This is a genomic window from Catenulispora sp. GAS73 (assembly GCF_041262085.1).
In the GTDB taxonomy this organism is placed as follows: domain Bacteria; phylum Actinomycetota; class Actinomycetes; order Streptomycetales; family Catenulisporaceae; genus Catenulispora.
Genome location: NZ_JBGCCM010000019.1, coordinates 1 through 19026 on the forward strand (window position 1 = coordinate 1; position 19026 = coordinate 19026).

Consider the following 19026-nt stretch of genomic DNA (forward strand, 5'->3'; position numbering starts at 1 on the left):
GCGGAAACACACAGCATCACGGCAAGGCCGCCGCCTTGTCAGGGCAATGAGAAACCCCGACATGAAATGATCATGCCGAGGTTAAAGAACAAGCTCAGAGCCTGGAGTGCCCCCGCCGGAGGCGCCTGCTCTTGACTTCAGGCACCCACCACACGCGGCCGCCAGTCGCCCACCTGACGCATGCGCAGTGACCCGGACCCGCGCGCGGTCGTGCCCAGCACCACCGCCGGCCGCCAGCACGACGCCAGGCACACCACCGAACTGCGCCACCCAGCGGATCCTTCTTAAACCCGTGCGAAGCCGTCAGAAAACGCCCTTGACTGTCAACTCACAAACAAACCGCACCCGCCACCAGCACCCACACATAGGTCAGCAGCGCCGATTTTTACTGCTTCGCCAATGGTTGGACCAGCACCCATACTCGTGCCGGGGCGCCGGCGGTACTACTGCTTCGCCGCGGCCTTCTGCGCCCGCCCGCTGGTCTTCCGCGTACGCTCGGCGGTCTTCTGCGTGGGCCCGGGCGCGGCGGCGACCTGGTCGGCCCGCTCGCTCCGCTCTGCCCGCTCAACTTGCTCTGCCCGCTCCGTCTTCCGCGCAGCCCGCCGCACCTTCGCCTCGGCCTGTTCCTGCACGATCAGCCGGGGGTTGCCCTCCAGATGCGACAAGCCGTTCCAGGCGAGGTTCACCAGGTGCGCGGCGACCTCGGCCTTGGGTGGCTTGCGGACGTCGAGCCACCACTGGCCGGTGAGCGCGACCATGCCGACCAGCATCTGCGCGTACATCGGGGCGAGCTTGGGGTCGTAGCCGCGGTGCATGAAGTGCACCCCGAGCAGGTCCTCGACCTGGGAGGCGATGTCGGAGATCAGGGAGGCGAAGTTGCCGGTCGAGGTGGTGACCGGGGAGTCGCGGACCAGGATGCGGAAGCCGTCGGTGCTGGACTCGATGTAGTCCAGCAGCGCGAACGCGGCCTGTTCCAGCAGTTCGCGGGCGTGCTCGCCGGTCAGGCCGGTGGTCACCATCGACAGCAGCTTGGCCATCTCCCGGTCCACCACGACCGCGTACAGGCCTTCTTTGCCGCCGAAGTGCTCGTACACCACCGGCTTGGAGACGCCGGCCTTGGTCGCGATCTCCTCCACCGAGGTGGCGTCGAAGCCGCGCTCGGCGAACAGCGTCCTGCCGATCTCGATGAGTTGTTCCCGCCGTTCCTTGCCGCTCATCCGGGTGCGGGACGCCGGTGCGGTGGTTCGGGAAGTCACCAGGGCATTCTCTCAGGTTTCTCGCGACATGACGCGACCGGGGCGGAGGTTGCCTCCGATTATGCCGGAGAAGTGTCCGGGCATCCCGGCCCCGTGGTCGCGGTGGCGCCGCGTCACGGAGTCGCTTCGCTGCCCAGCTTCATGGCGATCCGCTCCTTGGACGGCCAGCGCACGTCGCGCACCCAGCCGAACTTCTCGAACACCCAGATGATCCGCGCCGAGGAGTCGATCTGCCCGCGCAGCACCCCGTGCCGCGCCGCGGTCGGGTCCGAGTGGTGCAGGTTGTGCCAGGACTCGCCCATCGACAGCACCGCCAGCCACCACACGTTCCCGGACCGGTCGCGGGAGCGGAACGGCCGCTCGCCGACGGCGTGGCAGATCGAGTTGATCGACCAGGTGGTGTGGTGCAGCAGGCTGATGCGGACCAGCGAGCCCCAGAAGAAGGCGGTCAGTATCCCCTGCCAGCTCCAGGTCACCAGGCCACCGACGACCGCCGGCACCAGCAGTGAGGCCAGCGCCAGGTACGGGAAGGCCCGCGAGACGCGCACGATCGCCCGGTCCTTGAGCAGGTCCGGGGCGTACTGCTGCTGGCTGGTCTGCTCCAGGTCGAACAGCCAGCCGATGTGCGCGTGCCACATGCCCTTGATCAGCGCCGGCATGGTCTCGCCGTAGCGCCACGGCGAGTGCGGGTCGCCGTCGCGGTCGCTGTAGCGGTGGTGCTTGCGGTGGTCGGCGACCCAGCGGATCACCGGGCCCTGGACCGCCAGCGAGCCGGCGATCGCCAGCCCCACGCGCAGTGCTTTCTTCGCTTTGAAGGAAGAGTGGGTGAACAGGCGGTGGAAGCCGACCGTGACACCGTGTCCGCTGATCGCGTACATCACCACCGCGATGATCAGATCGGTCCAGGTCAGCCCCCACCCCCAGACCACGGGGACGGCGGCCAACAGGGCCACGAACGGGACTCCGATGAACAGGCTCAGGGCGACCCGCTCCTTGAAGGATTGGGTTTCGCCCCCGAGCGTTCCCAGGGCAGGGGCTTCGGCGGTGGACTGCTGGGGCACTGAGGTTGCTGTCATCGCGATCATGCCTTGAGGGGGAAGCACCCTTGCGGGGCTGGCGGATCGGGCGGGAACTGAGGCGAAACTTACGCTGCCGTAGGTTGGGTGACAAGGATGACACGGCGGGTGACGCCTGGATGTCGGATCGGAGTACGTCTCGGCCGCGTCGGAATCGGACCGGAACCGGACCCGCGCCGACCCGAAACCGCGGCGCGCGAAGACCCCCGGATGTGGGAAACTGGCGGCGACGATCCGCCATGGGGTAATTGGCAGCCCAGCAGACTTTGGATCTGTTTGTCCAGGTTCGAGTCCTGGTGGCGGAGCTCTGGCGGCGTTTCGGACGCTTGGCCTGCTGCGCGATGAGAGCTTCTCGCGAACCCCCGCCCGCGATCGTTACCCTCCTAGGGAACCGACGCCGCCCCCGCGCGGCGCGCAGCATCGCACCCACCGCTAGGAGTCACTTCATGACCGACCAGCACGCGCCGACCGTCATCATCCTGGCCGCCGGCGAGGGCAAGCGGATGAAATCCGCGACGCCGAAGGTGCTGCACGAGCTGTGCGGGCGCACGATGCTCGGCCACGTGGTCGCCGCCGCGCAGGAGCTGGCGCCGCGCCGGCTCGCGGTGGTCGTGGGCAAGGGCCGCGATCTGGTCGCACCGCACGTCGAGGCCATCGCGCCGGAGGCGCGGATCGTCGTGCAGGACCCGCAGAACGGGACCGGGCAGGCAGCGCGGCTGGCGCTGGAGGCGCTGGCCGCCGGCGGCGAGGAGCCCGAGGGCACGGTGCTGGTGCTGCTCGGCGACGGCGCCATGGTCACCGGGGACACGCTGCGGCACCTGATCGCCGTGCACGAGCAGGCCGGGAACGCGGTCACCGACCTGACCGCCGTGGTGCCGGACCCGAAGGGGCTGGGCCGGATCCTGCGCGAGCCGGACGGCACGGCGGAGGGCCGTGTGCTCGGGATCGTGGAGGAGAAGGACTGCACGCCGATCCAGGCCACGATCCACGAGATCAACTCCGGGATCTTCGCCTTCGACGGCAAGATCCTGCGCGAGGCGCTCGGCCGGCTCACCACGGACAACGCGCAGGGCGAGGAGCTGCTGACCGACGTGCTGGCGATCGCCGTCGGGGACGGGCTTTCGGTCGGCGCCGTGGTCGCCGCCGACTACCACGAGGTGCTGGCCGCCAACGACCGCGCGCAGCTGGCCGACCTGCGGCGGCTGATGAACCAGCGGATCACCCGGCGCTGGATGGTCGAGGGCGCGACCATCGTCGACCCCGCGACTACGTGGATCGACGTGCACGTCACCCTGGAGCCGGATGCCACGATCCGTCCGAACACCCAGCTGGAGGGCGCGACCCGGATCGCCTCCGGAGCCGACGTCGGGCCGAACTGCACGCTGAAGGACACCGTCGTCGGCGAGCGCGCGCGGGTCACCAACGCCACGACCGACGGTGCCGAGATCGGCCCGGAGGCGAACGTCGGGCCGTACACCTACCTGCGCCCCGGGACCAAGCTCGGCCGCAAGTCGAAGGCCGGCGGCTTCGTGGAGATGAAGAAGTCGACGATCGGCGACGGCACGAAGGTTCCGCACCTGGCCTACATCGGCGACGCGACGATCGGCGAGGGCTGCAACATCGGCGCCGGCGTCATCACCGCCAACTACGACGGCTACGACAAGTTCCCGACGCGCATCGGGGACCACGCCTTCGTCGGCACCAACACCACGCTGATCGCGCCGGCGGAGGTCGCGGACGGCGCCTACATCGCGGCCGGCTCCGCGGTGAACATGCCGGTGGGTCCCGGCGAACTCGCGGTGGCTCGCGGACGGCAGCGGAACATCGCCGGCTACGTCGCGCGCAAGCGGCCGGGATCGGTCGCGGCGCAGGCGGCGGAGCGTGCGATCGAGCGCGCCGCGGAGTCGGTGCAGACGGCCGTTGAGACGAATCCCACAGGCAGCGAGGCGGAAGCGCAGGGGGACGCGGTCTGAACAGCTCGTTGCGTCTGAGAGTATGAAAGAGCTACGGCCCCTCGTCTCTTAGGAGAACCCACCGTGACCGGCCTCAAGACCACCGGTGAGAAGAAGCTCATGCTCTTCACCGGACGTGCCTACCCCGAGCTGGCCCAGGAAGTCGCCGAAGAGCTGGGGGTCGAGATCGCCCCCATGAAGGCGCACGACTTCGCGAACGGGGAGATCTACACCCGTTTCGAGGAGTCGGTGCGCGGCAGCGACGCCTTCGTGATCCAGTGCCACTCGGCTCCGATCAACCACTCGATCATGGAGCAGCTGATCATGGTGGACGCGCTCAAGCGCGCCTCCGCCAAGCGCATCACCGTCATCACGCCGTTCTACGGCTACGCGCGCCAGGACAAGAAGCACAAGGGCCGCGAGCCGATCTCGGCCCGTCTGATGGCGGACTTCTTCGCCACCGCCGGCGCCGACCGGCTGATGGCCGTGGACCTGCACACCGACCAGATCCAGGGCTACTTCGACGGCCCGGTGGACCACCTGTTCGCGCTGCCGCTGCTGGTGGACTACATCCGGGGCAAGTACGACACGTCGAAGCTGACGGTGGTCTCCCCCGACGCCGGCCGGGTGCGCACCGCCGACCGCTGGACCGACCGCCTGAACACGCCGCTGGCGATCGTGCACAAGCGCCGCGACCCGAACATCCCGAACACGGTCTCGGTCCACGAGATCGTCGGTGACGTCAAGGGCCGCACCTGTGTCCTGGTCGACGACATGGTGGACACCGCCGGCACCATCTGCGCCGCCGCCGAGGCGCTGTTCGAGAACGGCGCCGCCGAGGTCATCATCGCCGCGACGCACGCGGTGCTGTCGGACCCGGCCGTGGACCGGCTGAAGAACTCCCGGATCAGCGAGGTGATCTTCACCAACACGCTGCCGATCCCGGACGAGAAGCGGTTCGACAAGATGACGGTGCTGTCGATCGCGCCGATGCTGGCCCGGGCCATCCGCGAGGTGTTCGAGGACGGTTCGGTCACGTCGATGTTCGACGACCACAAGCACTGACGTTTTTCCCAGTGCTCCGGACCATGGCTGGACCGTGGTCCGGAGCACTGCCTTGTGCAGGCTAAGCTGGACCTTTGTCCGGCGAGGGCGTGGGACGGTCGTCCCGGCGCCGTTATCGACGAAACAAGGAGAACGAAATGGCTGAGATCCGCATAAGCGCAGAAGACCGCACCGAGTTCGGCAAGGGCTTCGCCCGCCGCGCCCGCGCTGCCGGCAAGATCCCGGGTGTCGTCTACGGCCACGGCGAGTCCGTGCGGCACGTGCTGCTGCCGGGCCACGACCTGATGATCGCGCTGCGGACCCCGAACGTCCTGCTGAACCTGGACTTCGGCGACGGCAAGGGCCAGATGGCGCTGCCGAAGGACGTGCAGAAGGACCCGGTCAAGCGGACCCTGGAGCACGTGGACCTGCTGCTGGTGCGCAGCGGCGAGAAGGTCACCGTGGACATCCCGATCACCATCGTCGGCGAAGTCGTCGGCGGCGCGGTCCTGGACCACTCGCTGAACAACCTGACCGTCACCGCCGAGGCCACGCACATCCCGACCGGCATCGAGGTCGACGTGGACCGCAAGGAGGAGGGCTTCCAGCTCTTCGTCCGCGACCTCCCGCTGCCCGCCGGCTCGGAGCTGGTCACCGACGGCGACCAGCTGGTCCTGCAGGTCGTCGTGACCCGCGCCGAGGCCGCCGCCGAGGGTGCCGAGAGCGCCGAGGGCGAGGCCGGCGAGTCCGCGTCCGAGGCGTCTGCGGAGTAAGTACTCCCAGCCCCGCTATTCTGGTCGTCATGACCACCGCCGAGGCCCGCGATCAGCTCTGGTTGATCGTGGGCCTCGGCAACCCCGGGCCCGGTTACGCCGGGAACCGGCACAACGCCGGCTTCATGGTCGTGGACCTGCTGGCCGCGCGCGTCGGCGGCAAGTTCAAGTCGCACAAGGCGCGGGCGGACGTCGTCGAGGGCCGGCTCGGTGTCGGCGGGCCGCGAGTGGTGCTGGCCAAGCCGAAGACGTTCATGAACCTGTCCGGCGGGCCGGTGAAGGCGCTGCGGGACTTCTACAAGATCGAGCCGGCGCAGCCTTTGAAGCCAGTACAGATCATCGTCGTGCACGACGAACTCGATGTGGACTACGGCACGCTGCGGCTGAAGCTCGGCGGCGGCGACAACGGCCACAACGGCCTGCGCTCCATCACCTCGGCGCTCGGGACGAAGGACTACTACCGCGTGCGCTTCGGCGTGGGACGGCCGCCGGGGCGGCAGGATCCCGCGGACTTCGTGCTGAAGGACTTCTCCTCGGTGGAGAAGAAGGAGCTGGACTACAACGTGGACCGGGCCGCGGACGCCGCTGAGGACCTGATCCGGCGCGGGCTCGTGGACGCGCAGAACATCTACCACGCGGCCTGACGGCTGACCCGCATCCACCGATCGGTGGATGCTCCTCCTCCACCGCATCGTCACTCAGGACGAGCTCGCCGGTCGATCCGCCGCAGGGCGTCCGACGGCGAATCTTGAGGCATGGCAGCGATCGAGGTACGGAACCTCACTAAGACCTACGGCGACACCACCGCCGTGGCCGACGTCTCCTTCGAGGTCGGCGCGGGGGAGATCTTCGGGATCCTCGGGCCGAACGGCGCCGGGAAGACGACGACCGTCGAGTGCATCAGTGGCCTGCGGATGCCCGACGGTGGCGAGGTCCGGGTGCTGGGCCTGGACCCGGGCCGGGACCGTGAGGAAGTCCGGCAGCTGCTCGGGGTGCAGCTGCAGGAGAGCCAGCTGCCGGCGAAGATCCAGGTGCGCGAGGCGCTGGAGCTGTACGCGTCGTTCTACCGCGAGCCGGCCGACGTGGGGCGGCTGCTGACGCAGTGGGACCTGACCGCCAAGGCCGGGGCGCGCTTCGGGAAGCTGTCCGGCGGGCAGAAGCAGCGGCTTGCCGTGGCGCTGGCGATGGTGGGCAATCCGCGGGTGGTGGTGCTGGACGAGCTGACCACAGGGCTGGACCCGCACGCGCGGCGGGTCGCGTGGGAGATGGTCGAGCAGGTGCGTGCGGCCGGCGTCACGGTGCTGCTGGTCACCCATTTCATGGAGGAGGCCGAGCGGCTCTGCGACCGGGTCGCGATCATCGACGCCGGGCGCGTGGTGGCCGTGGACACGCCGGCCGGGCTGGCGGCGCGCGGGCCGGCGGCCGGGCAGCGGATGCGGTTCCGGCCCTCGGTTCCGGTGGAGGACGCGCTGTTGTTGGCGCTGCCGGAGGTCCGCGGGGTCGAGCGGCACGGCGCGTACTTGGAGGTGACGGGCACCTCGGAAGTGATCGGCGCGGTCACCGCCTACCTGGCCAGGCGGCAGATCATCGCCGCCGAGCTGCGCGTCGAGCAGAGCAGCCTCGACGACGCCTTCATCGCCCTCACCACCCACACCGCCGCAGCCGCCACGGCCGACGCTGCCGCAGCCGCAGCCGCAGCCGCAGCCGCCAACGACACCGCCGAGGAGTCCTGATGACCACCGCGACCCACGCTCCACGCCTGCTGCCCGAATTCCGCATGACCGGCAACGGATTCCGCACCCTCGTCCGCACCCAGGCCCGCTTGCTGTGGCGGGAGCCGGCGGTGGTCCTGTCCGGGATCGTCCTGCCGATCGCGCTGATCACCGTCTTCGGCTTCATCCCGGCCTTCGGCAAGCCCTCGGCCGCGCTCGGCGGCCGGACGACGCTGGACGTCTACGTCCCCACGTTCGCGATGCTCTCCTCGGTCCTGACCGCGTTCACCGCGCTTCCGGTGACGTTCGCCGATCTGCGGGAGCGCGGGGTGCTGCGGCGTCTGGCGGTCTCGCCGGTGCCGGCCGCCGGACTGCTCGCCGCGCAGGTGGCCGTCATCGCCACGACCGCCGCCGCGACGGCGGCCTCGGTGGTGCTGATCGGCTGCGGCGGGTTCGGCGCCGCGCTGCCGGCCCACCCGCTGACGATGCTGGCGTCCTATGTCCTGGGCACCACCGCGCTGCTCGCGCTGGGCCTGCTGATCTCGGCCCTCGCGCCCTCGGCCGGGGTCGCCACCGGGATCGGAGTGCCCACGATGATCCTGAACTTCTTCTTCGCGGGGGTCTACGTCCCGCTCCAGACGCTCCCGCACGTGCTGCGCACGATCAGCGGATTCGTCCCGTACGGCGCGATCGTGGACACCTGGTCCGGCAGCGGCGCGGCCTGGCAGCATCTGACGGTGTTGGCGGCGTACACGGTCGTCGGCGCGTTGGCGGCGGCCCGAGTGTTCAAGTGGGAGTAATGGAAGCGGAGAAGGTCCAGCGGTGGGTCCCGTACGCGGGCCTGACCATTTCCCTGGTGCTGGCGCTGATCATCGGCCCCCGGACCGCGGTGTACTACGCCGTGGTTCTCGGGGGCTCGGCGGCCGCGGCCCTGTGGTTGCGCCGGGGTGCGTCTCTTGTGCGGCAGCCGGAGCCCCCGGTGGTGCGTGCGACGGTCTACTACGTCGTCTTGCTGGCGCTGCTCGCGATCCTGATCTTGTTCAGCCCGCTCTTCGGCATCTTCGGCTTCACCGGATATCTGCACTCCGTGGTACTGCCGGGCCGCACGAAACTGGCGGGCACCGCGGGTACGGCCGCCCTCATGGCCACCACGCAGATGGGCGGCATCGGCTACATCCATGGCTTCGGCGTCTATCTCTACCTCATCCTGCTCACGGTGAACGTGCTGATCGCCGGTGTCATGACCCTCTCCGGCACGGCCGAGGACGAGCACCGGCGCGAGCTGGCCGAGGCCAACGCGCGGCTGCAGGAGATGCTGGAGGAGAACGCCGGCCTGCACGCGCAGCTGGTCGCGCAGGCCCGCGAGGCCGGCGTCCTGGACGAGCGCCAGCGGCTCGCGGGGGAGATCCACGACACCATCGCGCAGGGTCTGACCGGCATCGTGCGGCAGCTGGAGGTCGTGGAGCGGTTCGACGACCACGCCGATGCCGACAAGCGGCGGCATCACCTCGCCCTGGCCCGGGAGCTGGCGCGCGAGAGCCTGGCCGAGGCGCGCCGCTCGGTGCAGGCGATGCGCCCGGGACCGCTGGCGGCGGCGCAGCTGCCGGAGGCGCTGACCGAGCTGACGGCGTCCTGGTCGCGCACCGCCGGGATCGAGGCGCGGGTCGAGATCAGCGGCGACGCCGTGGCCCTGGCGCCGGACATCGAAGTGGTCCTGTTCCGCGCCGCGCAGGAAGCGCTGGCCAACGCGGGCAAGTACTCCGGCGCCGGCCGCGTCGCGGTCACGCTGTCGTACACGAGCGACGTGGTGGTGTTGGACGTCGTGGACGACGGCGCGGGCTTCGACCCGGGGAACACCGCCGGGTCGGCGAACGGGACCGGCTACGGCCTGACGGCCATGCGGTCGCGGCTGCGACAGATCGGCGGCACGCTCACGATCGAGAGCGAGCCCGGGGACGGGACGACGATCAGTGCGGCGGTGCCGCTGGCAGCGACGGCGCCGATGCCGGTTGCGATCGCGAGCTGAGTGCGAGAGCTTGCTGGGCGGGTGCGAGCCGAGCCGTGCGTGATGGCGCCGATGCCAGTCGCGATCGCGAGCTGAGCGCGAGAGTCTGCCGGGCGGGTGCGAGCCGAGCTGTGCGTGATGGCGCCGATGTCAGTCGCGATCGCGAGCTGAGCGCGAGAGCCTGCCGCGCGCGTCATGTGGCCCGGGGCCCGGGGCCCGGGGCGAGCCGTTCCGGTTCGGGCCGTGGTCGCGAGCTGAGCGGGAGAGTCTGCCAGGCGGGTGTGAGCCGAGCTGTGCGTGATGGCGCTCATGCCGGTTGCGATCGCGAGCTGAGCGCGAGAGCCTGCCGCGCGGGTGCGAGCCGAGCCGTGCGTGATGGCGCCGATGCCAGTCGCCATTGCGAACTGAGCGCGAGAGCCTGCCGCGCGTTAAGGGGCCCGGGGCACAAGCCGAGCCGTTCCGGTTCGGGCCGCGGCCATGGTCGCGAGATGATGGCCAGCATGACGAGCATCCGCCTGCTGATCGTGGACGACCACCCGATCGTCCGCGACGGCCTGCGCGGCGTCTTCGACGGCGAGCCGGGCTTCGAGGTGGTCGGGGAGGCCGGCGACGGGGCGCAGGCGCTGGCCCGGTCCGCCGAGTCGGGTCCCGACGTGGTGCTGATGGATCTGCGGATGCCGACCATGGGCGGCGTCGACGCCATCCGGCGGCTGCGGGTCGAGCAGCCCGGCGTCAGGGTCCTAGTGCTGACCACGTACGACACCGAGTCCGACGTCCTGCCCGCGATCGAAGCCGGCGCCACCGGCTATCTGCTGAAGGACGCCCCGCGCGAAGACCTCATCCGGGCCGTGCGGGCCGCGGCGGCGGGGCAGCCGGTGCTGGCTCCGACGGTCGCGCGGCGCCTGATGACCCGGGTCCAGACTCCTCCCGCGGCCGCCGCGCCGGCCACCGACGTACTGACCGAGCGCGAGCTGGAAGTGCTCCGCCTCGTCGCCGCCGGCACCACGAACCGGGAGACCGCCCGCAGCCTGTTCATCTCCGAGGCCACGGTCAAGACCCATCTCCTGCATGCCTACGCCAAACTCGGCGTTCGTGACCGCGCGGCCGCGGTCTCCGAGGCGTACAAGCGCGGCCTGCTCACATGAGCTTCGCCAGCTTCGCGGCCGTCTCGCCGACCTGGTAGTCCCTCGGCAGCGTGTCGAAGAGCACGATGTCGGCCGCCATGTGGTCGGTCCGCAGGTGCTTGATCGCCTGGTACTCCGGCGAGGTCCACCAGCCGCGCACGGACTCCGTGTCGGGGAACTCGATGAGGATGAGGTCCTGGCTCCACGCCCCCTCGACAACCTCCTTCTCGCCGCCGTGGAACACGAAGCGTCCGCCGAAGGGATCCATCGTCCCCTGGATCCGTTCCAGGTACTCCACGATGTCCGGGCAGAGCTCGACGGAACGAACGTTTGCCAATGCGTAGGCAGTCATCTCGCTGGTCTCCTCAAGCTGTCGTATTCGCTGACGAGATCAAGCTTCGCAGGGCCGTGACTCCTGGCGCGATTACCCGCCAGGTAATAGATTCCTAGATCACGGGGCGGGCCGAAAACAGTGCTTAACCTGGGAGTTGCGGATGTCGTCGATGGGAATGGTCCTGAACGGTTTCATCGCCGCGGCGGTCGGCGGGATCTGTGTGTCGGGACTGTTCAAGCGCGGCAGGGAGCGCCGGGTGTCGCGGGTCAGCGGCACCGCCGAACGGTACGAAGCGCCCGTCAGATAACAGCGGCCGCACCGGCCTCATAGACCTCGACAAGAACACAAGACAAGAACACAAGAAGGCGGTGTCCGTATGGACGCCGCCCTCTGCTTTTCCTGCTGTTACCGCCGCATCCGCTCAGCCGGTGTTCTTCAACCCGGCGGCGATGCCGTTCACCGACAGCAGCAGCGCCCGCGCCAGGTCCGGGTCCACCGGCCGGCCCGCCTTCGCCGCCTCCCGCTGCCGCTTGAGCAGCGAGACCTGCAGGTACGAGATCGGGTCCAGGTACATGTCGCGCACCCGCAGTGTGCGGGCCAGCGTCGCGTTCTGCCCCAGCAGCTCCGACTCGCCGGTGACGCGCAGCACCTCGGCGACCGTGCGCTCGTACTCCTCGGTGATGGTGTCGAAGAAGTGGTGCAGCTCGCGCGGGACCAGGGTCTCGACGTAGTGCCGGGCGATCCGCAGGTCCGTCTTCGCCAGCGTCATCGAGACGTTGCTGAGGAAGTTGCGGAAGAAGTGCCAGCGCTCGTACATGTCCTGCCAGTCCACGCCGGCGAACTCAGGGTTCTGCCGGACCGCGGCCAGCCCGGTGCCGACGCCGAACCAGCCCGGCACGATCTGCCGCGACTGCGTCCAGCCGAACACCCACGGGATCGCGCGCAGGCCGTCGATGCCGGCCGAGGTGTCCGGGCGGCGCGAGGGCCGGGAGCCCAGGTGCAGGTCGCCGAGCAGGTCCACCGGCGTCGAGGCGAAGAAGTAGGCCGGCAGGTCCGGGTGCTCGACCAGCTCCCGGTAGCGGTCCTGGCCCGCCGCCGAGACGCCCTCCATGGTCGCCGACCACGTCGCCAGGTCCTCCGCGGACTGGCGCGGCGCCCGGTGCAGCACCGTGGCCTCCAGCGTCGCGGCGAGCGTCAGCTCCAGGTTCTCCCGGGCCAGCGCCGGGATCGCGTACTTGTCGGAGATGACCTCGCCCTGCTCGGTCACCTTGATCTCGCCGTCCAGCGTGCCCCAGGGCTGGGCCAGGATCGCGTCGTGCGACGGGCCGCCGCCGCGGCCGACGCTGCCGCCGCGGCCGTGGAACAGCCGGATCCGGATGCCGTGCCGCAGCGCGGTGTCGCGCAGCTCGCGCTGCGCGCGGTGGATCTCCCACTGCGAGGTGGAGATCCCGCCCATCTTGTTGGAGTCGCTGTAGCCGAGCATGACCTCCTGCACACCTCCGCGCGCCGCGACGATCGCCGCGTAGGAGGGGTCGGACAGCATCTCGTCCAGGATCGCCCCGGCGATCTTCAGCTCTTCCGGCGTCTCCAGCAGCGGCACGAACCCGATCGCGGCGGTGCGCGCGTGCACGTCCACCAGACCGGCCTCGCGCGCCAGCACCACGGCCGCGAACAGGTCGTCCACGCCGCGGGTCATCGACACGATGTAGGACTCGATGACGTCCGGGCCGTACTTCTCGAACGCCGTGCGGATCGCGGTGAACACCCCGAAGGTCTTCGCCCCGGCGGCGTCCAGGAGGGTCTCGGACGGTACCTGGCCCAGCGGCGACAGCGGCCGGGAGGAGGCCAACTCCTTGGCCAGCAGCCGGGTCCGGTAGTCGCGCGGCAGGTCGGCGTAGCGCCAGGGCTGGTCGCCGAGCCGGTCGAAGAGCTGCGCCAGCACGTGGTGGTGGGCGTCGGCGTGCTCGCGGACGTCCAGTACCGCGTGGTGCAGGCCGAACGCGGCGATGGTGCGGATCGCGGTCTCCAGCTCGCCGGTGGCGATCAGCTCGCCGCGGTCGGCGTGCAGCGAGTCGCGCATCAGGCTCAGGTCGCGCAGCAACTCCGAGGTGCCCAGGTAGTCCCGGCGCGGGTCGTGCCGGCGGCCCTCGGCGATCCGGGTCCGGGTGTTGAGAAGCTTCTGCCGGATCGTCGTCGCCTTGAGCCGGTAGGGCTCCTCGGCGTTGAGCCGCTTGTAGCGGTGCGGGATCTCCGGCAGCGCCTCCAGGTCGGCGTCCAGGGACGCCCGCAGCGCCTCGGTCGGCGCCGCGATCCGCTCGGAGGTGGACAGCAGGTCGCGCAGCGAGTCCATGGTGGCCAGCGCGGTGCGGATCGCGTGCTCGTGCTGGAGCTCCAGCACGTCCAGCGTCATCTGCGGCGTGACGTTCGGGTTGCCGTCCCGGTCGCCGCCGATCCACGAGCCGAAGCTCAGCGGCCGCGCGGACAGCGGCAGCTCGACGCCCAGCCGCCGCAGCTCGAAGGCCAGCTCCTCCAGCACCTCCGGGGCGGCGTGCGCGGCCAGCTCGTCCAGGTAGTAGACGGCGTTGCGGGCCTCGTCGACCGGTTCGGGCCGGGTGATCCGGAGCTCGTCGGTCTGCCACAGCTGCTCGACCGTCTCGGCCAGGCGGCGCTCGTTGTACGCGGTCTGCGGCGCTTCCAGCAGCTCGGCGACCTTGCGCAGCTTGGCGAGCACGGTGCGTCGTGCGGCCTCGGTCGGGTGCGCGGTGAAGACCGGCCGGACCGACAGGTGCGACACCGCGTCGGCGGCCGTGCCGGCCAGCCCGGCGGCCTGGATCCGGTCCACCGCCTGGCCCAGCCACGAGCCCTCGGCGGCCCGGGTGGCGGCCAGCTCGCGCCCGCGGTGCACCTGCTCGGCGGTGTTGGCCAGGTTGAAGTACGCGGTGAACGCCCGGACCAGCATGATGGCCTGCTCGGGGGCCACCGCGGCGAGCAGTTCGGACACGTCCGCGCCCTGCTTGCCCAGCGCGCGCACCGCCTCGACCTGCTCCAGCAGGTCCGGACCGTGCTGGCGGACCAGGGTCTGGCCCAGCAGGTCCCCCAAGCGGCGGATCGCGGCACGCAGCTCGGCGTCGTCGGCCGGGCGCGGGGAATTCTCGGTCGGATGATCTGTCGGGGTCTCTACGGCGGCGTCGTCGTTCTGGGGCGACGGTACGGCGGACACAAGAGCCTCCTGATGCCTGGCTGGATCGTCCCGATTGCTGCCCACTCTAAGCTGGGGTGCGGTTCTTGCCGATCTCCGTCCGGTTACTGGACTGAACCAGTGGGCTCTTCCTAGACCCGGAGATCGGCCATAAAGTGAACCGATATCCCAGGACTGGAAACGGGGGCGCACGTGGCCGCTACTGATCCCGGCGCGGCCGTGGGCTCCCAGCCCGCGGAACCGCCTTTCGGCGACGGCAACGGCTATGGCGGCGGCAACGGCTACGGGAACGGCTATGGCGGCGGCAACGGCTATCGCTACGGTGAGTCAGGCGACATCCACGCGACGTCCGAGGACCTGGTGCCCCAGACCGATCCGGTCGGGGCCGGCGGGGACCCCGGGGACCTCACGACCCCGAGCCGCGGCGGCGGCCGGCGCGCGGCCCGGCAGACGAAGCGCCGCCGGATCCCGGCCTGGCTGGAGATCGTCGGCTATGTGGTCATCTCGCTCACGCTGACCTCGCTGATCAAGACGTTCCTGGTCCAGATGTACTACATCCCCTCGCCGTCGATGGAGCCGACGACGTACAAGGGCGACCGCGTCTTCGTCGACAAGCTGTCCACCTGGGTCGGCGGCGCCCCGGCACGCGACCAGGTGATCGTCTTCCACGACCCGCACAACTGGCTGATGAGCTCGGCCGGCAGCACCGGCGGCGCGATCAACCTGCCGGACGTCCTGGCCGCCGTGGGCATCCTGCCGGACCAGCACGACGACCTGCTCATCAAGCGGATCATCGGCGTGGCCGGCGACACCATCGAGTGCAAGACGCAGGACGGCCCGGTCTACCGCAACGGCGTCGCGCTGGATGAGTCCTCTTTCATCATGAACGGCAAGCAGGGGATGCCCTGTTACAACGGCGTTTACAAGGTGACGGTGCCGGCCGGAAACCTGTGGGTGCTCGGCGACAACCGGGAGCACTCCGGCGACTCGTCGTGGAACTACCTCAAGAAGGGCGGCGACGCGGGCTTCGTGCCGACCAAGAACGTGGTCGGACATGTCGTCGGAGTCGTGTCCTGGCTGCGTGCCGATCATCCCGCGGGTTCGTAGGCCTTTCGGCGAAGTTTTCCCTTGCGGTTGTTGAGTGTTCGTTCGGCTGCACGGACACTTTGGGAGCCCTCCCCTTGAATCGCAAGGAGCTCCGCCCCCATGACCGCAGTGAATCGTCGCAGGTTCCTCCAGATCACCGGCGGTACCGCCGCCGCGACCTCGATGCCGATGCTCACGGCGAGCATCGCCCGCGCCGCCGCCGTGCAGCCCGCCCGGCGCACCGGCACCATCAAGGACATCGAGCACGTGGTGATCCTCATGCAGGAGAACCGCAGCTTCGACCACTACTTCGGCACCCTGCGCGGGGTCCGCGGCTTCGGCGACCCGCGTCCGGCGCGGCTGCCCGACGGCAAGGCGGTCTGGCATCAGAAAGACGCCTCCGGCAACGAGATCCTGCCCTGGCGCCCAGCTGGCGTGCCGGACCTCGGCCTGAAGTTCCTGGACGGCCTGGACCACAGCTGGAACGGCGGCCACCAGGCCTGGAACCACGGCAACTACGACCAGTGGATCCCGGCCAAGGGCCCGGGCACGATGGCGCACTTCGAGCGCGACGACATCCCGTTCCACTTCGCGCTGGCCGACGCCTTCACGGTCTGCGACGCGTACCACTGCTCGCTGATGACCTCGACCGACCCGAACCGCTACTACCTGTGGACCGGCTTCACAGGCAACGACGGCAAGGGCGGCGGCCCGGTCCTGAACAACGCCGAGGCCGGCTACGACTGGACCACCTACCCCGAGCGGCTGCAGGCGGCCGGCGTCTCCTGGAAGATCTACCAGGACATCGGCACCGGCCTGGACGCCCAGGGCTCGTGGGGCTGGACCAACGACGCGTACATCGGCAACTACGGCGACACCTCGGTGCTGTACTTCCACCAGTACCAGAACGCCAAGCCCGGCGACCCGCTGTACGACAACGCCCGTACCGGCACCAACGCCGCGGCCGGGCAGAGCTACTTCGACGTGCTGGCCCAGGACGTGAAGAACGGGAAACTGCCGCAGGTCTCCTGGATCACCGCGCCGGAGGCGTTCAGCGAGCACCCGAACTGGCCGGTGAACTACGGCGCCTGGTACGTCTCGCAGGTCCTGGACATCCTGTCCTCGGACGAGGACCTGTGGAGCAAGACCGCGCTGTTCATCATGTACGACGAGAACGACGGCTTCTTCGACCACGTGGTCCCGCCCTTCGTGCCCGGCGGCCCGGTCGGCGGCGCCTCCACGGTGGACACCTCGACCGAGTACTACTCGGCCGGCGCCGGCTTCGAGGAGGGCTCCTACGGCCTGGGCCTGCGGGTGCCGATGTTCGTGGTCTCGCCCTGGAGCAAGGGTGGCTGGGTCGACTCCGAGACCTTCGACCACACCTCGGTGATCCGCTTCCTGGAGAAGCGGTTCGGCGTGCACGAGCCCAACATCTCGCCCTGGCGCCGCGCCGTCTGCGGCGACCTGACCAGCGCCTTCGACTTCGGGCTGCGCGAGACCGAGGTCCCGGAGCTGCCGAGCACCGCCTTCTACGTGCCGCCGGACCACGCCCGGCACAACAGCTACCCCGTGACCCTGCCGGCGAGCACGGCGCTGCCCAAGCAGGAGGCCGGCCGGCGCCCCGCCCGCCCGTTGCCGTACGACCTGGCGGCGGACGGCCGGATCACGGGCGGGGCGCTGCGGATCGCCTTCGCCAGCCACAGCTCGGCCGGTGCGGCGTTCGTGGTCACCTCGACCACGGACAAGACCGGCCCGTGGAGCTACACGGTCGGCGCCCGGCAGGGGATCGACGGCTCCTGGAAGCTGGCCGGCGCGTACGACTACGACGTGCGTGGCGCCAACGGCTTCCTGCGCGAGTTCAAGGGCGACGCCGCCAAGGCCGGGCTGGAGGTCGTCGCGGAGCACGTCGGCACCAGCCGGAACCTGAAGCTCACGCTGACCAACAACGGCCGGTCCGACGTCACGGTGACCGTCACCGACTCCTACGGCTGCGACGAGCGGGCCACGCACCGGATCCGCGCGGGCAAGCACGTCACGCACGTCGTGAACGCCGGCGAGTCCGACGGCTGGTACGACGCCACGGTCACCTCCGACCACGACGCGGCGTACGTGCGGCGCTTCGCCGGCCACGTGGAGAACGGCCGGCCCAGCGCCAGCGACCCGGCGATCATCACGGGCTGAACGGCATAGAAGACCACACTGAACGCCCCGGGAGATATCTCCCGGGGCGTTTACTTATCCCTTATTGATCGAGGGCTTACCGCGCCCCGGCGACCATCGAGGCATGAAGTCGAGAATCGCTTCGGCCCTGGCCGTCCTGGCCTGTGTGGGCGCCCTGGCCGCGTGCTCGGGCAAAGGCTCGGCCGGCACGGGCGGCACCGCCCCGGCCGGCGCGGGCGTGACAGCCACCACCACCGCTCCGGGCGCGTCGGGAGCATCCAGCGAGAGCAGTGTCGGCCGCACTGACTCGCAAGGGGTGGCAGGCGACCCGGACGGCGATCTGTCGTCGATCGACCAACAGCTGTCGGACATCAACGGTGCGCTGAGCTCGGCCGAGCCGACTCAGACCGCCGGTGACAACTAGGAGATCCCCATGTCTTTCCGTACCCGCCTGAGTGCCGCAGCCGTCGGCGCTCTCATCGCCGTCGGCGCCGTCGCGCTGCCCGCCAACGCCGCCACCACCACCTCGTCCGGCGCCGCCGACACCCCCGCCGCGCTGACCAAGGCGAAGACCACGGTCACCGACGGCATCACCGACCGCCTGACCACGCTGGGCAAGCTCCAGACGGCGCTGGCCGCCTACAAGGACGTGCCGGACGCCACGCGGACCACGCTCTCCCAGGTCCTCTCCTCCGATGTCAGCGGCCTGACGGCGCTGAAGACGAAGGTGGCCGGCGAGACGACGGTGGCCGCGGTCCGCGCGGACGGCAAGGCGATGGTCGACGACTACCGTGTCTACGTCCTGGTCGCGCCGAAGGTCCACCTCACGCACGTGCTGGACGTCGAGACCACCGCGCTGGCCCGCCTGGTGAAGGTGCACGACGCGCTGGCCGACCGGCTGGCCAAGGACCCGGCCGCGGACACCGCGGCGAACAAGGACCTGCTGGCCGACATGACCACGGTGATCCAGGCGGCGGACGCCCGGATCGACGGCAAGGCCGCCGCGCTGCTGGCGCTCACGCCCGGCCCGGACGGCAAGGCCCTGACGGCGTCGGTGAAGGACGTCAGCGGCGCCGCCAAGGACGCTCGGGACGACATCAAGAAGGCCGTGACGGACGCCAAGACGGTGCGGGCCGCGCTGAAGAACGCCCCGAAGGCCGCCAACGGCTGACGGCGGTTGACGGCGCCGTCCGCACGGCTGGCAGTGCCTCGTGAGAGTCTCCGCGGTGAGCCGGGTCGGGACGCCCGGCACGCCGTACGAGTGCGGAGTCACCAGGGAACGGCCGTGCGTGACAACTGAATCAG

16 protein-coding genes, 1 tRNA gene and 1 pseudogene are annotated in these 19026 nt (G+C 70.1%); 13 read left to right on the forward strand and 5 right to left on the reverse strand.

The window, feature by feature from the left end:
* Positions 1-632: 632 nt before the first annotated feature.
* Positions 633-1259: pseudogene (locus ABH935_RS27035) on the reverse strand (TetR family transcriptional regulator); the annotation flags it as partial.
* Between the two features lie 110 nt (positions 1260-1369).
* The gene (locus ABH935_RS27040; protein WP_370380745.1) at positions 1370-2332 is read right to left on the reverse strand and encodes an acyl-CoA desaturase; all 963 of its coding nucleotides are present in this window, start codon (positions 2330-2332) and stop codon (positions 1370-1372) included.
* A 233-nt stretch (positions 2333-2565) separates the two neighbouring features.
* Here ABH935_RS27040 and ABH935_RS27045 point away from each other — a divergent pair.
* From ABH935_RS27045 to ABH935_RS27085, 9 genes are all read left to right on the forward strand, one after another.
* Positions 2566-2637, forward strand: a tRNA-Gln gene (locus ABH935_RS27045).
* Positions 2638-2778: 141 nt separating this feature from the next.
* The gene (glmU, locus tag ABH935_RS27050; RefSeq protein ID WP_370380746.1) at positions 2779-4305 is read left to right on the forward strand and encodes a bifunctional UDP-N-acetylglucosamine diphosphorylase/glucosamine-1-phosphate N-acetyltransferase GlmU; all 1527 of its coding nucleotides are present in this window, start codon (positions 2779-2781) and stop codon (positions 4303-4305) included.
* Positions 4306-4368: 63 nt separating this feature from the next.
* Complete coding sequence (locus ABH935_RS27055) at positions 4369-5349, forward strand: ribose-phosphate diphosphokinase (RefSeq protein ID WP_370346190.1); 981 nt, start codon at positions 4369-4371, stop codon at positions 5347-5349.
* Positions 5350-5486: 137 nt separating this feature from the next.
* The gene (locus ABH935_RS27060; RefSeq protein ID WP_370380747.1) at positions 5487-6101 is read left to right on the forward strand and encodes a 50S ribosomal protein L25/general stress protein Ctc; all 615 of its coding nucleotides are present in this window, start codon (positions 5487-5489) and stop codon (positions 6099-6101) included.
* Between the two features lie 29 nt (positions 6102-6130).
* A complete protein-coding gene (gene pth, locus ABH935_RS27065) occupies positions 6131-6745 on the forward strand; it encodes an aminoacyl-tRNA hydrolase (protein ID WP_370380748.1) in 615 nt (204 codons plus the stop codon).
* Between the two features lie 111 nt (positions 6746-6856).
* Positions 6857-7834: an ABC transporter ATP-binding protein gene (locus ABH935_RS27070; RefSeq protein WP_370380749.1), complete on the forward strand. Its 978-nt coding sequence runs from the start codon at positions 6857-6859 to the stop codon at positions 7832-7834.
* Positions 7834-8613, forward strand: a complete 780-nt coding sequence (locus tag ABH935_RS27075; RefSeq protein ID WP_370380750.1) for an ABC transporter permease — start codon at positions 7834-7836, stop codon at positions 8611-8613. The genes ABH935_RS27070 and ABH935_RS27075 overlap by 1 nt, the downstream gene beginning before the upstream one ends.
* Complete coding sequence (locus tag ABH935_RS27080) at positions 8613-9839, forward strand: sensor histidine kinase (RefSeq protein WP_370380751.1); 1227 nt, start codon at positions 8613-8615, stop codon at positions 9837-9839. The genes ABH935_RS27075 and ABH935_RS27080 overlap by 1 nt, the downstream gene beginning before the upstream one ends.
* Before the next feature lie 479 nt (positions 9840-10318).
* Positions 10319-10963, forward strand: a complete 645-nt coding sequence (locus ABH935_RS27085) for a response regulator (protein WP_370380752.1) — start codon at positions 10319-10321, stop codon at positions 10961-10963.
* Here the strand turns inward: ABH935_RS27085 and ABH935_RS27090 are convergent.
* The 3 genes from ABH935_RS27090 to ppc form a co-directional block, all read right to left on the reverse strand.
* Entirely contained in the window at positions 10956-11294 is a 339-nt protein-coding gene (locus tag ABH935_RS27090; protein WP_370380753.1) for a DUF1330 domain-containing protein, read from the reverse strand. The two genes, ABH935_RS27085 and ABH935_RS27090, sit on opposite strands and share 8 nt — an antisense overlap.
* Before the next feature lie 99 nt (positions 11295-11393).
* Positions 11394-11552, reverse strand: a complete 159-nt coding sequence (locus ABH935_RS27095; RefSeq protein WP_370380754.1) for a hypothetical protein — start codon at positions 11550-11552, stop codon at positions 11394-11396.
* Positions 11553-11697: 145 nt separating this feature from the next.
* Positions 11698-14496: a phosphoenolpyruvate carboxylase gene (ppc, locus tag ABH935_RS27100; protein WP_370380755.1), complete on the reverse strand. Its 2799-nt coding sequence runs from the start codon at positions 14494-14496 to the stop codon at positions 11698-11700.
* A 171-nt stretch (positions 14497-14667) separates the two neighbouring features.
* Between ppc and lepB the strand changes: the two genes are divergently transcribed.
* The 4 genes from lepB (at position 14668) to ABH935_RS27120 (ending at position 18892) form a co-directional block, all read left to right on the forward strand.
* On the forward strand, positions 14668-15582 hold the full coding sequence (gene lepB / locus ABH935_RS27105; protein ID WP_370380756.1) for a signal peptidase I: 915 nt from the start codon (positions 14668-14670) through the stop codon (positions 15580-15582).
* Positions 15583-15681: 99 nt separating this feature from the next.
* Positions 15682-17742, forward strand: a complete 2061-nt coding sequence (locus ABH935_RS27110) for a phosphocholine-specific phospholipase C (RefSeq protein ID WP_370380757.1) — start codon at positions 15682-15684, stop codon at positions 17740-17742.
* Positions 17743-17845: 103 nt separating this feature from the next.
* Positions 17846-18145 carry a hypothetical protein gene (locus ABH935_RS27115; RefSeq protein WP_370380758.1) on the forward strand — a complete coding sequence of 100 codons (300 nt, stop codon included), beginning with the start codon at positions 17846-17848 and terminating at the stop codon, positions 18143-18145.
* A gap of 9 nt (positions 18146-18154) precedes the next feature.
* Complete coding sequence (locus tag ABH935_RS27120; protein WP_370380759.1) at positions 18155-18892, forward strand: hypothetical protein; 738 nt, start codon at positions 18155-18157, stop codon at positions 18890-18892.
* Positions 18893-19026 lie beyond the last annotated feature (134 nt).